At 36.0% G+C, this 14,258-nt stretch carries 15 protein-coding genes; 7 read left to right on the top strand and 8 right to left on the bottom strand.

Annotated features, from left to right (window positions below; genetic code table 11):
* The first annotated feature begins 292 nt into the window (after nucleotides 1-292).
* Nucleotides 293-1,459: a citrate synthase gene (locus tag MW688_RS03600; protein ID WP_486734552.1), complete on the top strand. Its 1,167-nt coding sequence runs from the start codon at nucleotides 293-295 to the stop codon at nucleotides 1,457-1,459.
* Nucleotides 1,460-1,853: 394 nt separating this feature from the next.
* Here MW688_RS03600 and MW688_RS03595 read toward each other — a convergent pair whose 3' ends face one another.
* The 5 genes from MW688_RS03595 to MW688_RS03575 form a co-directional block, all read right to left on the bottom strand.
* Complete coding sequence (locus MW688_RS03595) at nucleotides 1,854-3,050, bottom strand: stress response protein (protein ID WP_486734551.1); 1,197 nt, start codon at nucleotides 3,048-3,050, stop codon at nucleotides 1,854-1,856.
* A gap of 46 nt (nucleotides 3,051-3,096) precedes the next feature.
* Nucleotides 3,097-3,540 (bottom strand): tellurite resistance TerB family protein, encoded by a 444-nt coding sequence (locus tag MW688_RS03590; RefSeq protein ID WP_486734549.1) that lies wholly within the window; start codon nucleotides 3,538-3,540, stop codon nucleotides 3,097-3,099.
* Nucleotides 3,541-3,586: 46 nt separating this feature from the next.
* Complete coding sequence (locus MW688_RS03585; protein ID WP_486734548.1) at nucleotides 3,587-4,153, bottom strand: stress response protein; 567 nt, start codon at nucleotides 4,151-4,153, stop codon at nucleotides 3,587-3,589.
* Nucleotides 4,154-4,179: 26 nt separating this feature from the next.
* Nucleotides 4,180-5,343 (bottom strand): stress response protein, encoded by a 1,164-nt coding sequence (locus tag MW688_RS03580; protein ID WP_486734547.1) that lies wholly within the window; start codon nucleotides 5,341-5,343, stop codon nucleotides 4,180-4,182.
* A 101-nt stretch (nucleotides 5,344-5,444) separates the two neighbouring features.
* Nucleotides 5,445-6,011, bottom strand: a complete 567-nt coding sequence (locus MW688_RS03575) for a stress response protein (protein ID WP_486734546.1) — start codon at nucleotides 6,009-6,011, stop codon at nucleotides 5,445-5,447.
* Nucleotides 6,012-6,469: 458 nt separating this feature from the next.
* Between MW688_RS03575 and MW688_RS03570 the strand changes: the two genes are divergently transcribed.
* On the top strand, nucleotides 6,470-6,823 hold the full coding sequence (locus MW688_RS03570; protein ID WP_486734545.1) for a hypothetical protein: 354 nt from the start codon (nucleotides 6,470-6,472) through the stop codon (nucleotides 6,821-6,823).
* 56 nt (nucleotides 6,824-6,879) lie between these two features.
* Nucleotides 6,880-7,131, top strand: a complete 252-nt coding sequence (gene yidD / locus MW688_RS03565) for a membrane protein insertion efficiency factor YidD (protein ID WP_486734544.1) — start codon at nucleotides 6,880-6,882, stop codon at nucleotides 7,129-7,131.
* A gap of 231 nt (nucleotides 7,132-7,362) precedes the next feature.
* Here the strand turns inward: yidD and MW688_RS03560 are convergent, their stop codons facing one another.
* Nucleotides 7,363-8,583: a GAF domain-containing protein gene (locus tag MW688_RS03560; protein ID WP_486734543.1), complete on the bottom strand. Its 1,221-nt coding sequence runs from the start codon at nucleotides 8,581-8,583 to the stop codon at nucleotides 7,363-7,365.
* 237 nt (nucleotides 8,584-8,820) lie between these two features.
* Here MW688_RS03560 and MW688_RS03555 point away from each other — a divergent pair, with 237 nt between their 5' ends.
* Nucleotides 8,821-9,315, top strand: coding sequence for a GNAT family N-acetyltransferase (locus MW688_RS03555; RefSeq protein ID WP_486734542.1), 495 nt, complete (start codon nucleotides 8,821-8,823; stop codon nucleotides 9,313-9,315).
* 14 nt (nucleotides 9,316-9,329) lie between these two features.
* Here MW688_RS03555 and MW688_RS03550 read toward each other — a convergent pair whose 3' ends face one another.
* Nucleotides 9,330-10,169: a DUF4388 domain-containing protein gene (locus MW688_RS03550; RefSeq protein WP_486734541.1), complete on the bottom strand. Its 840-nt coding sequence runs from the start codon at nucleotides 10,167-10,169 to the stop codon at nucleotides 9,330-9,332.
* Between the two features lie 219 nt (nucleotides 10,170-10,388).
* Between MW688_RS03550 and hpnJ the strand changes: the two genes are divergently transcribed.
* Nucleotides 10,389-11,825 carry a hopanoid biosynthesis associated radical SAM protein HpnJ gene (hpnJ, locus tag MW688_RS03545; RefSeq protein ID WP_486734540.1) on the top strand — a complete coding sequence of 479 codons (1,437 nt, stop codon included), beginning with the start codon at nucleotides 10,389-10,391 and terminating at the stop codon, nucleotides 11,823-11,825.
* Here hpnJ and MW688_RS03540 read toward each other — a convergent pair.
* Entirely contained in the window at nucleotides 11,822-12,172 is a 351-nt protein-coding gene (locus tag MW688_RS03540; protein WP_486734539.1) for a hypothetical protein, read from the bottom strand. The two genes, hpnJ and MW688_RS03540, sit on opposite strands and share 4 nt — an antisense overlap.
* 139 nt (nucleotides 12,173-12,311) lie before the next feature.
* Between MW688_RS03540 and MW688_RS03535 the strand changes: the two genes are divergently transcribed.
* Together MW688_RS03535 and MW688_RS03530 are read left to right on the top strand one after the other, a co-directional pair.
* Nucleotides 12,312-13,070 carry a GUN4 domain-containing protein gene (locus tag MW688_RS03535; protein WP_486734538.1) on the top strand — a complete coding sequence of 253 codons (759 nt, stop codon included), beginning with the start codon at nucleotides 12,312-12,314 and terminating at the stop codon, nucleotides 13,068-13,070.
* A gap of 474 nt (nucleotides 13,071-13,544) precedes the next feature.
* Nucleotides 13,545-14,111 carry a hypothetical protein gene (locus MW688_RS03530; protein ID WP_486734537.1) on the top strand — a complete coding sequence of 189 codons (567 nt, stop codon included), beginning with the start codon at nucleotides 13,545-13,547 and terminating at the stop codon, nucleotides 14,109-14,111.
* Nucleotides 14,112-14,258: the final 147 nt, after the last annotated feature.

Below are 14,258 nucleotides of genomic sequence, written 5' to 3'. Positions count from 1 at the left end.
CTTAAATTTCATGTTAGCACTTTTGTACTAAATTAACTGATGTTAGGCAAAAATAGAATTAATTGTTGATTTTAGCCTCAAACCTGACACCTGACTTAAAAGTATAACTGGTACACTCTTACTGCTATAATTGTTTAATCAAAGAACAAGGTAAAGGAAATAGAGATAAAATTACATACGATGTTTGATTATAGTTTAAATTCAGACTTTTCGGTATTGTCCATTACCTTATACTGTTCCGTCTTGTTCAAAAGTAAGTTAGCTTCAAAAAATATATATTGGGTCAAAAGATATGACATTTTGCGAATATAGTCCCGGATTAGAGGGTATTCCTGCTACTAAATCTAGTGTTAGTTATGTAGATGGGAAAAAAGGCATATTAGAATATAGAGGTATCTCTATTGAAGATTTAGCTAATCAAAGCAGTTTTATCGAAACAGCCTATTTGCTGATTTGGGGCCAATTACCCACTCAAGCTGAATTAGAAGATTTTGAAACTGACATTCGTTATCATCGCCGCCTTAAATATGTAATTCGGGATATGATGAAGTATTTTCCCGATGCTGGTCATCCTATGGATGCTTTACAAACTTCTGCCGCCGCTTTAGGTTTATTTTATTCTCGTCGTGCTTTGGATGATCCTGCTTATATTAGAAAAGCAGTAGTTAGGTTATTGGCTAAAATCCCTACTATGGTAGCGGCTTTTCAGTTGATTCGTAAGGGAAATGATCCCGTTTTACCAAGAGATGATTTAGATTATTCTACCAACTTTCTTTATATGCTCACAGAAAGAGAACCAGATCCTCTCGCGGCCCATATTTTTGATGTGTGTTTAACTCTCCACGCAGAACACACAATTAATGCTTCTACTTTTAGTGCGATGGTAACAGCTTCTACTTTAACAGACCCTTATGCGGTGGTGGCTTCGGCGGTGGGTACTTTGGCCGGACCTCTACATGGTGGCGCCAATGAGGAGGTTTTAACTATGTTAGAAGAAATCGGCTCTATAGAGAATGTTCGTCCTTACGTGGAAGAAAAAATCGCTAAGAAAGAAAAAATTATGGGGTTTGGACACAGAGTTTACAAGGTTAAAGACCCAAGAGCTACTATACTGCAAAATCTAGCGGAAAAACTCTTTGATCAAACTGGACATGATCAATATTATGATATGGCTATAGAGTTAGAGAAGATCGTAGAGGAAAACTTGGGGGCTAAGGGAATTTATGCTAATGTTGATTTTTATTCTGGGTTGGTATATCGCAAGTTGAAGATTCCTACAGATTTATTTACCCCAGTTTTCGCGATCGCCCGGGTAGCCGGTTGGTTAGCTCATTGGAAAGAACAATTAGCGGTCAATCGTATTTTCCGCCCCACTCAAGTTTACCAAGGTTTACATGATATTTCTTATGTACCTATTGAGCAGCGTCACAATCCTATTGATTGCAATGGTAAGTCTTAATTCTCACCTAGCCAATTTTCTTTCCCCTTATACAGCAATAGTTAGAGATTTGAATCAAATTTCGGTTTAGATCTTGTAGGTTGGGCCCTTGTAAACGAAACCCAACAATCTACCTCGTTGTCTTTGACTGTGTTTTGTGTTGGGTTGCACGACCTTTAAGCCAACTCATATCTTGCACTCAAGTACAAAAGTACAGAAATTGACCAACAGGCGAGAATCAATTTTTAAGGGGTTAGGATCAATTCTTTTACTCATTACTCATCCCCCACCAGTAACTTTGGGGTAAAGATGCGAGGGGTCTGAGTCAACCTACTGGCTATTGCCTATTGCTCTGTGAGAGTTGTTATCAACTTTTATGGTAATAAGAACTTGAGAAAATTAATTAATGTTTAAATTAATCTTTGGTTCCAGCAACCCAGCGTAAACCCCAGTTAAACTGCTTATCCATGACGCGATGACCTTGGAAATATTCTACAACTTTGGTGATGTTAAAAGTGTTCCCTGCATTTTCTAAAAGGGCAATAGAACACATATTGTTATTACTATGAGTATCATCAAGTTTAACAACTATTTCCGGGGCGCCTTGACGTTTAATGGTAACTACACCATCGGCTTCACCCCAATTAGCTGCACCTTCGTAAATAAAGGCATAAATCAAGATACGCTTAATGTTACTCACCATATCGCCGTTGATGCGCATATTTTCCCCTCCAGACCAACTCCCGGTGCGATCATCCCCACACAGGAGTATATAGGGAGTATTTTCAAAGGATCCAAAGCAATTTCCTAAAGCTTGGATAGCGCCTTTTTCTCCGTTAGTTAGTTCATAAAGACAACCTAAATCTAAGTCAATACCGCCTCTGTTAATTGCACCTCCTAACATTCTCCCTAGTAACCCGCCTTGGGGTTTACTAGATTCTGGGCGTTGATTCCAGTTTAAATTTACTAAAATCTCGCCTAAGCCACCAGTAATTTTTTCTTTTAGTTTTACTGAGTCGCCTTTGCTTTTTAAGACTATTTTTGAAGAGAGTTTAAGCTGATTTGCTCCCGGAATCATGGTTTGAAAACTACTTAAATCCATGATTTGGTTTTCGTTAACCATTTTAGCTCCCATCATGCCTGTATTTTCTATTTTGGCAATTACAGCTACTGTACCCTGGATGTCAGAATCTAGAGGTACTCCTACTGATTCACCTTTGTCATCAACTACTATCACAGAGGCATCATATTCATTAAATAACTTTCTGATATTTTGAGAGGCGTCGGTAAAGTTTAGGGTACATATATATACTTCTGCCATCTCCTCAAGTTGAGTGATGCGCAAAACTTCTTCATTTTCTCCTCCTGTGGCACCTATTCCTGCATCTTCACTCAGTTGAATGTAGGGAAAAGTATTTAAGCTCCCCATGTTGCCTCCAGCATAGTTGTCAGAATAAACTCCCCCCACACGTCCATCTTTGGTTTTATAAAAAGCCATGAGGTCTAAATCAACTGCCGCTGTCCATTTTAGAGATACCATTAGTTGCTTTAGGGAGACGTATGCTTCTTCTCCTTTGGTTTTTAGAGTAACTTTTGGTTTTAATTCTGCCATGCTTATTTTCCTGTTTATTTTAGTTAGTTTTAGTTGAGTTAGTAGTTTATAGTTGAAACTCTGCGGGGTTTAAGTTTAACTCTCGACAAATTTCTCTGACTACTTCTTTTTCGGTATCATCAAAGTCACCATCTGCCGCACCAATGGCACAACAAACGGTAACTAAGAGTTTGGCGCCTTGGGCATTTTTCTTGATTTCAGTTATAGTATTCAAGGCTTGTCTTTTGGCTATAGCTGGAGAAAACTCAAAGTTATCTGTAATGGTGTTAAATTTTTTCATCACCACTTCTTCATCAAATACTTTTAATTCTGGACTTCTAGAAATAAAGCCTTGCATCTTGCGCTTTTCTGAAGGATCGATATATCCATCTGCCGCGGCTACTAAGGCACAACTTGCTACCACTGCTTCCATAAATTCTTTGTTTTTGAATTTAACTACTTCGTCTTGCAGATTTTTTCTTTGATCATCTAGCCAAGTTAAAAAACTCATTTTAATTTCTTTTATTATTACTGTATAGTATCCATTTTAATTGATTTTAATTTATAATCACTTCAGCCCCTGGTATAGTGGTAGCAAATTCGTCTAGGGTAATCACACGATTTTCATTAATTAGTTTAGCTCCTATAGCACTAGTATTATCTATTTTAGCAATTACTGCTACATGTCCTTTTTTCTCTGAATTAAGAGGAATAGCAATAGTTTCTCCTTTTTCGTCTATTACTGTTACAGCGCCGTCATATTCACTAAAAGAGGAGTCTTGCTTCTCTATAGCGTCTGTATAGTTTATTGTACATATATATACTATACCCAAGTCATCTAACCTTGTGATTCTGATTATTTCTTCGTTTTCTCCTCCTGTAGCACCTAATCCTTGATCGCCGCTTAGTTGAATGTACGGAAATTGATTTAATTCTCCTAAACTTCCTCCCGGATAATTATCTGATACAACTCCGCCTCGGCGACCGTCTTTAGCGTGGTAAAATGCCATTAAGTCTAAATCTACATCGGCAGTCCAGGTTAGTTTTACCATCAACTGTTTAATAGAAATAAAGGCTTCTTCTCCTTTGTTTTTAAGAACTATTTTCGGTTTTAATTCTGCCATTTTTTTGTCCTTTTACTCATTTTTTATTACTCATTTTTTATAAATGTAGCAATACTTGGTTTTTCTGCCTGTACTTTGTTTACATTAATTAGCATTGGTTTATCGCCGGAGTTATCTATGTGGGCGATTATGCAGTAATTACCTCCTTCTGTTGCTGTTAGAGGCACTTCAAAGGAGTTTCCATCTGCGGTAACAATTACTTTGCCGTCGTAACTGGCAAAATTAGCATTAGGTTTATTGTAGATATTAGCTACTATCAGCAAATGGTCTAAATGTTCTACACTGGTAAAGTAGAGATTTTCTTGATTATCTCCCCCCTTATCTCCTACTCCCGCATCTTGATCTAAATAAATCCAGGGAAATTTATCTTGGTTGCCACGATAGGCAAAATATACATGTCCTTCTTCTCCTGGTTTACCACTGCCACCTCCTACTAGTTTACTCCAGAAACTCCCTCCTGCTGGTGCAGTAGTTTTAGTTTTAAAAAAGGCGTGTAAATCTAAGTCTACCGCTGCTTTCCAACTTAACATGGTGTGTAAGTTGTTAATAGGAATTTTACTGCGATCGCCTTTTTTCTTCAGGATTATTTTAGAACTTATCTGTAACAATTTTGCCCCAGGAATTGTGCTTTGAAATTTAGCTAAATCGAGAATTTTATTTTCACTAATTAATTTTGGTCCCATAAAGTTCCCATTGTCTATACGTGCTATTACTGCAACTGATCCTTTTTCTGGTGAATCTAGGGGAACACCGATACTTTCTCCTTTGTCATCTATTAGTATCATATTAGCATCGTAATCGGCAAAGGCCACATTTTGATTAGCTTTGGCGCTGGTAAAGTTAATTGTACAGATATATAGTTGTGCTAAATCATCTAATTTAGTTATGCGCAGTATTTCTTGATTATCTCCTCCCCTATCTCCTACTCCTGCATCTTCACTCAGTTGAATGTAGGGAAAACTATTCAGACTTCCCATGCTACCTCCCGCATAGTTATCAGAAAATACTGCCCCAACTTGACCATCTTTGGTTTGATAAAAGGCCATCAAGTCTAAGTCTACACTAGCTTTCCAATTTAGCTTCACCATTAGTTGTTTAATGGGAATAAACGCTTCTTCGCCTTTAGTTTTGAGAATGATTTTTGCTTTTAGTTCAGCCATGATTACTTGATTTTTGTTAAATTTTGGCAATTTTTACTGTTTTTACCGCAACTATTTTTCCAGTCTACTCCCACGTTTTCCTCTTCTAACTAAAAACGTGGGGTAGATATTTTGGCACAAAAAACTATCTCTTACTGAACTAGTAGTTTAGCACCAGGAATAGTCTTCACAAAAGTTCCTAAATCAATAATTTTGTTTTCGTTTATTAACTTTGCACCCATTGCACTAGAATTATCTATCTTAGCAATTATTGCTACTTGTCCTTTATCTGTAGAATCTAATGGTACACCAACTGATTCTCCTTTGTCGTCAATTACTGTTATTCCACCATCATAATCACTGAAGGAAGTCTCTTTTTTTTCAGAAGCATCAGTATAGTTAAGGGTGCAGATATACAATTCCGCCAAATCGTCTAGCTTTGTTACCTTAAGCACTTCTTCATTATCTCCACCAGTAGCGCCTACTCCTTGGTCGCCACTTAGTTGTATAAAGGGAAATTCATTGAGGCTACCTAGTGATCCGCCTGGGTAGTTATCAGAGAATACACCCCCGTCTTTACCGTCTTTAGTTTTATAAAAAGCCATTAAATCTAAGTCTACACTTGCGGTCCATTTGAGAGTAACCATTAGTTGTTTAACTGAGATGTAAGCTTCTTCTCCTTTTTTCTTTAAGGTTACTTTAGCTTTTAAATCTGCCATAATTAACTCCTATTTTTTTGTACCAATTTTTTTCTTGTTAAACTACAGAGTTATTTGGTTATAAATCTGTAGATTGCTAAAAAAATGGTATTGTTACTATTATAACTTGAGACTTTAGAGGATTTATCTGTCAGCGCCAATTTGGAACACAGGCATAGTAGTACATCAATTGCCAGTAAACTTGTCAACTTTATGGTTAAGAATTTTGGGAAGTGGACGTGTAAGGTCAAGCTAGTTATTGAGTCTACACCTGTAGTGTAGAGTACCGAGTAATTAGCAAGGAATAAAAACACTTTACATGGCAAAAGATATACCGCTGACTTTTTTCTGTCTTATTTTGCTGTTTGAGTAAATTTGAGTAGATTTTTAGAAGCGGATACAGTACAGTACAAGAAACGGCGATTAAAGAATTAAAATCTCTTTCGGAGGATCATATTTACCGAAATGATATTTTAGAATTGATTTATAACCTACTAAGTATCATAGAAGCTAATCAACAAAAAGGCGAAATATTAGAAAAAGAGGATGAAGAATTTATGGTGAAGTTATCATCTATTTATTTAGAACAATTAGAAGCTAAAAGAATTGAAGGTCTCGAAGAAGGAATTAAAACAAATCTCCGTGATAACATTATTAGTATTCTGGAAAAACGCTTTCAAACATTACCTCCTGAATTAGTATCACAAATTAATAGTCTCGAAAACAAAGTAAAATTACAACAACTTCCTCCTCGAAACTATCAGTGTAAATTCTCTAGAAGAATTTCAAAATTTGATAGAAAATTAAAAGAAATTAAGAGTGATCGCCTCTAATCTCTCCTTTGAAAGGCGATCGCCCTAGAATTTATCAGATTGAAAAAATCAACACTATGCTGAAACATCTTGTGATTGGACTTATTTATTTTTATCGTTTTTGTATTTCGCCACTGTTTCCCCCTAGCTGTCGCTTTCAACCGACTTGTTCCCAATATTGTTTAGAAGCGATTCAACGGTTTGGAGTTTGGCGGGGTGGTTTTTTAGGAATTAAACGCATTATGAGATGTCATCCTTTTCATCCTGGCGGTTACGATCCTATTCCTGAAGATATACACCAAAATGAAATTACTAAACCCCGGATTTAAAATCTAGTTAATTACTCTAGAGTTAATCTCCTAGTAGTGACTGAAATGATAATTCAGCATCTAACTCAGATCTTGCACCAGTACTTCTGTACTAAATTAACCTCAGAAAAAGTTCATTTCTCTTTCGCCTTATATCTTGCAAAGGTATACCAATTTTTAAGCGTTGAGCATTAATTCTTTAACTCATTACTCATTACTTCAAAACTCATTACTCAACCACCACCAGTAACATTAGGTATAGATGCTTTGGTGTGAGTCTAAGGGGGATTGATTTAGACAGGATTGAAAAAATACCTTTGTCTTCTGGGATTGTTCCGCTTGAATTAATGCTTCTCTTCCTTTTGCTAAAAATTCTTGTTTAGTAGCTAGGGGAGTAGGGACTGTAGTAGTTACACCGATATTAACCGTTAGATACTCATTAATCTGAGTCCTCCCGGCTTCTATGTGTAGATTTTGCACTTGTCTTTGAAATTTCTTTGCTAACTCAACTGCAATACTGTTTTCGGTATTGGCTAAAATAATCGTAAATATGTCTTTTTCGTTTTTGTAAACTGAATACTCCTGTTTGTGAAAAATAGGTTCAATCTGTTGAGTAATTTTTGCCAGAGTATTTTTAGCTGTTTGATCGCCAAATATATATTTATATTTCGACCAGGAATCAATACTACACATGATCATCGATAGAGGTTGTTGCAGTCTCTTCATCTTTAGCCACTGTTTGGATAAACAATCATCTAGTTTAGAGTGTTCGTCTATATAGCAATTTTCATTGAGTTCTACTAACTTTTGTAACTTGGTGTAGTCCTCGTCCGCCTGTTGACAATGATTAACTTGTTTAATACTATTGCTGAGATAGTCAGTTATTAGAGACAATAGTTGAATTTCTAAATTTAACCAGGATCTACACTTAGTACCAGAACATTGATCGACTACTAATAATCCCCATAACTTATTTTTTCCTTCATTTTCTGGGATTAGTATGGGAAGTGTCAATCTGGCTTTGACTTGGAAAAAACTTCCGAGAAAGTCCTCCTCGGCTTTGACGCAGTCACAGTTTTGGACTTGAATCTTGCCTTGAAGCAATTCTTGTAAGTCTTGATTATCAAAAACATAACCCACTTTCCATTCTTTCATACTTGTATACCCGGGAGCGATCTCCTCTTCAATCACTACCATTTCACTATTATCTTTATATTTCCACAGCATCACCCTCTCTACATCTAAAGCTTCTTTTATTCTTGTTACTGTTTTTGCAAAAATTGTTCTTGTTACACTTTCTACTTGTTTATTATCCACACTGCTTAAATTTTTGACATCATCCCATTTACTTTCATCTGCTATTGCATAGGGAATCTCTATATGACAATGACGACAATACCAGGTTAAATTACCTTTACTAACTTGGCTTAGTAGTAGAGATGTGCAAAATGGACATAGGTGTTGACTTGACATAAAAACTATTCACCACTGATATTTTTTATTAAACTTTGTTTTTTATTTAGGTTCTAGGTTTATTATCGTGAAAAAATTTAGATTTATTTTAAATTCTTATAATTACTCAATAATTTTTTATATTTCTTCATCTCTTTTTAACCTCAGAAAAATGTTACGATATATAAAGTATAACCCAAAAATTTTCTTTTGATCTCTCAAACATATAAGTGATCCCTATTTAATTTATATAGTTTTATGTCTCAAATCTTAAAAATTCGTCCTGCTCAAGTCCAAGATACTGAAGCTATTTTTTCCTTGATTATAGCCTTAGCTGAATATGAAAATTTGAGTGATTCCGTTACAGGAAGTAGCGACCAGTTACGTGAAGATTTATTCGGAGAAAATGCTTGTATAGAAGCAATTGTTGCTGAATGGGAGCAACAAGTAGTTGGTTTTGCGTTGTTTTTCGGTAACTATTCTACTTTTTTAACTCGTCCGGGAATTTACTTAGAAGATATTTTTGTGTTATCAGAATATCGTCGTCGAGGTATTGGGGGTAAAATGCTTAACTATATAGCTAAACTAGCCCAACAGCGCGATTGTGGGCGTTTAGAGTGGAGTGTTTTAGATTGGAACCAAAAGGCGATTACTTTTTACGAAAAAATTGGCGCTACTGTTTTACCTGATTGGCGTATTTGCCGTGTCACAGGGGATGCTTTGGTAAAATTAACAGAATATACGGAGAACTAGATTAGTAAGGGAAATTATATTTTATCCAAAAACCCAACTAGGTCTTCTACAAAAGATTGACTAATTTGATTAGATTTACTTGCAGGTAAATTTAAATCCATAGTTGCTTCCTCTATCTTAGTAGGAGTATCAAAAGTACTTACTAAGGGTATTTCATCGGCAAGATTAACAATAACTAGACGGAAGGCGATTTGCTGAACTTCTTCAATTGGTAAATTCAATTGTTTAGCTATAGTACTCAAAGGAGTTTTTCCATCAGTATATTCCCAAACTCTAGATTCTAATTTATTGATAGATAGTTTCGGAGTGCCTTGGGGGATACTAATTAATCCTGAAGTAGGTGCTGGTAGTTTTTCTTTTAAAGCACTCCAATCTTTTAAAACTCTTAGTCCTTCTAAGGTCACTTCAACGGCTTTATTACTTAATCCAGTCATTTCTGCTTTGGGTAAATTGACATTGCTCTCAAATTCAAATTTACCTTTTTTAAGTTTAAATAATTCACAAACTTGACGCATTACTTGTATATAAAATAGTATTTTTAGTTGCTCTGAGTTTAATAAATTTTGTGCTTTCAGGTATAAACCTAGAGGAAGGTTGTTCGCACAAATTTTGGCGATTTTTTGAATAATTTCTTTTTTTAACCATTTTCTTTCATCAATTATTGAAGCTAAACCATCTTGGTTTAAGTGATTAGCTGCCGCTACAATCAAACCATCTTGGAACCAAATATAGTGGTAAGGATGCTGTAAATCATCTTTACAACATAAAGTTAATCTACCTGTTTTTTTTCCTTGTGAAATTAACTGAAAAATTTCTGGCAGAGAATATTCTGATAAATATCCATTAATCTTCATAGTTTACATAAATTAATATTTTTTTATTAAATCTATTATTCACTATTATAATAATTCCTTATTTAAATATCACCTATAAATTATTTATTTTTGTTAAAAATATAAAGTTAGCTAAATTAGTACAATAGTACTGATGCAAGATGTGAGTAAACCAGTAAAATAAGTTATTCGTGCTATCTTAACAAATGATCAATAAGCACAATTACTATAAATTCAATTATGAAAAAGACCCTATTTCTTAGTCCCCCCTCATTTGATGGTTTCGATGGTGGCGCCGGGGCGCGATATCAAGCAAAACGAGAAATTACATCTTTTTGGTATCCTACTTGGTTAGCACAACCTGCGGCGTTAGTGCCTGGAAGTAAATTAGTCGATGCTCCACCTCATAATCTTTCGGTAGAAGATATACTCAAGATAGCTAAAGATTATGAATTAGTGATTATGCACACTAGTACCCCATCTCTAGCTAATGATGTGCAATGTGCCAAGGCAATAAAAGCTCAAAACCCTGATACAGAAATAGGTTTGATTGGCGCTCACGTGGCGGTTTTGCCAGAAGAAACTTTGAGAGAAAATCCTATAATAGATTTTGTCTGTCGTCAGGAATTTGATTATACCTGTAGAGATTTAGCTGAGGGGAAACTCTATTCACAGATTAAAGGCTTAAGTTATCGAGATAAATTTGCTCAGATTCACCACAACCAAGACAGAGAATTAATTCATGATTGGGATAGTATGCCTAGTGTCTTGCCAATTTATGCTAGAGACTTAGATATCAGTAAGTATTTTATTGGTTATTTGCTGCATCCCTATATTTCTTTTTATACTGGTAGAGGTTGTCCGGCTAAATGTAGTTTTTGTTTATGGCCTCAAACTATCGGAGGACACCAATATCGCGCTAAAAGCCCCGAGGTAGTGGGTAAAGAGATGGCTGAGGCTAAGGGGATTTTTGGCTCTACAGTAAAGGAATATATGTTTGATGATGATACCTTTACTATTGATAAAGCAAGAGCGATCGCTATTAGTGAATATTTGAAGAAACTCAAGTTAACTTGGAGTTGTAATGCCCGTGCTAATTTAGACTATGATACTCTTGCGGCTTTACGTAATAATGGGTTGCGTTTACTCTTGGTGGGATTTGAATCAGGAAATCAAGGAATTCTCGATGGGATTAACAAGGGTGTAAAGTTAGAAGTAGCTAGAAAGTTTATGCAAAACTGTCATAAGTTGGGAATTACTGTACATGGTACTTTTATTATCGGTTTACCTAATGAGACACCAGAAACTGTAGAAGAAACAATTCGCTTTGCCTGTGAAGTTAATCCCCATACTATTCAAGTTTCCATTGCAGCTCCCTATCCTGGAACACAACTTTATCAACAGGCAAAAGAGGCTAATTGGTTTAGCGATCGCGATTTAGTGGCTAGTTCTGGTATTCAAATGTCTCCTTTGGAATATCCTAATTTTTCTAGTGCTCAAATTGAAGCTGCCGTAGAGAAGATGTATCGGCGCTTTTATTTTCGTCCTCGTGCCATTATTCCTATTGTCGCTGAGATGCTTGGGGATCCTCAAATTTTAGTACGTCGTCTCCGGGAGGGAAGAGAGTTTTTTGACTATCTTCGCCAACGCCAGAGGAATTCCGCACTATCTAATTAATTAGCTAAATTTTGGCATCCACCTACACATCTTCCCGAACTATCAAAACATTCACCGGAATTTACTTCCGGTATGTGGCGATCGCCTAAATGATCTCCATGAACATGACTTAATAGTACTATATCAATATTTCCTAGGCGATCGTCTTCTGTTCCTGCTACGGTTCTTCCTACATCATAAATAATTCTTGTTCCATTAGGATCTTCCAAGACAAAAGCGCGATCTAATCTACAAAATTCACCATCATGACTACCTAGGGGTGTAATTTTTACTTCTGCCGCCTGAATACCTATAGCTATTGTTTGAGATAATATACAGGCAATTGCGACTGAGAAATAGTTTTTCATTTTTACTCAACATATTAATTTTGCTCAAATTTTATCACTTATATTTATTTAGATTAAGTTTTAGACAAAATGATTGGACTAACAGAGGTTACATCCTATAATTATTTTTAATTCATTAATCTTATAGGGAGCTAATCTCATGATATTTTACTCAGGTATACTCAACAAATTTTTAATCACTACTACTATAGTTACCGCTTTTCTTGGCTTGAGGATAGAATCAGCTAACACCACTCTATCTCAGGTAACAACTCCAATTGAGTCAGAAAAAGAAACACAGCTTATCCCTCAAAACCAACCAGGGAAAATAGCCTCTAGGATTATTGCTTTTTCTACCGATTCAGGTAATTTTGCAGAAGAATTTTCAGAAGATGGAGAGGGTACTTTTGCTTTTAATCCTGGGTTAATCTCAGAAGTTACAGGAGTAGATTACAATCCCTTGCGAGATTTACTAGCGGCAGAAAATTGGCAACAAGCCGATCAGAAAACTTGGGATTTGATGTTGGCTGCCGCTGATCAAGATAACGATGGATTTTTAAGCAAATCAGAAATACAGGTAATGAGTTGCTCAGATTTAGAGATAATGGATCAATTATGGTCCGGTTCTTCTTTCGAGCGTTATGGTTTTGGTGTGCAAAGAGAGATATATGAACAAGTAGGGGGTTTTGATAGTAATGTGGACGTCCTTACAGCATACAGAAGATTCATGAGAGAGACTGGCTGGAAAACAGGTACAGACCAACAAGGTAATGGCTACATCCCCTGGGACCAAGGATTTAATTCCGAGACAATGAGATTTAAAGGACACTTACCGTATCGTGTTGGCATTAGAAGGGCGGTAGAAGGACAAATGGGACTCTATTCTTTTTTACGTCGAGTTGAAGCTTGTAATATATAATAAAGGCAAAGTATAGCCCGGCGCGAAGCGTCAATAGGCAACAGCGCCGGAAACCGCCGCTCTGCCAACCCCCTGACCTCACACCAAAGCATCTATACCTAATGTTACTGGTTGTGGATGAATCTTGAAGTAATGAGTAATTATTTGAGTAATGAATAATGAGTTAAAGAGTTAATGCGATCGCGCTTAAAAATTGGTTGACCGCGTCTGGGCGGTCATCTATCGCCCCGGATTTTAAATCCGGGGAACGGATGACCTTTGCTACTTTTCTTAGGCTAAAGAGAAATGAACTTTTTCTGAGGTTAATTTAGTACATAAGTACTGGTGAAAGAGGTGAGCTGACGGGAACATAAAATGTACCTCATTTGCTTTGGAATTGCTATATGATTATTTTGTTATGATATATATTTTATTGACGCTATTTTAATCTTTTTATTACTTGGTCAAATCAATAACCATTAAAGGCTCACAAACATGGAAAAATCAACCTATATTAACTGGGAAAAATTAGCGCAGATTTCAGAACTTAAAGAATATTTTGCTGAGGACCCTTTTGAATTTAAACAACTTATTGAAGAAGGAATAACCGAATTATCACAATTTTCTGAGGAAACCCTCGATAAGTTTGCTAAGCTGAGAGTCTTAGAAACTACCAATGGTTGTACTCAGTGGGGATTCCGTCGCGGTGATCAAAACTCTCTATCTGTAGAACAAACCCGTGAGTGTATGAACTTAGTTATGGGTTTTATGAAGAGAGTTGAGTTATATTTCCCTAGTGAAGGAAAGATTGAGTTTAATGAGGAGGAAAAAGCTTATATGAAAGCCACAAGATCCCTCTATCAAGATGCTTTTAAAAATAATCAGGAGGAGGCAGCTAAAAAATTTTATGCTGTCTCTACTGCCTTATTTATTGTTTGTGGACGGGAAAGAATGCAGTTGGCTATGAATTTGGTTAAACAAGATTACCAATCTTTGTTTTCTCCCTATTATATCGAAAAAGGACAAAAGTATATGGCTCCCTATTTAGCAGCTTTGGAATAAAAGAATATCTGACTCCTTTTTCCTAAGATTACATACTTATTATTAAAAAATAGCGATCGCTTGATCTAGTCAAAGATAAAATAAAGCTAAAAGCCCAACCTACAGGTTACTGACATAATTTGGTGCGTTACGGGCTTCGCCCTAACA

Source organism: Johannesbaptistia floridana (assembly GCF_057440575.1).
The sequence above is the reverse complement of the archived record's forward strand: the minus strand, read 5'-3'. Positions and strand labels throughout refer to the sequence as shown.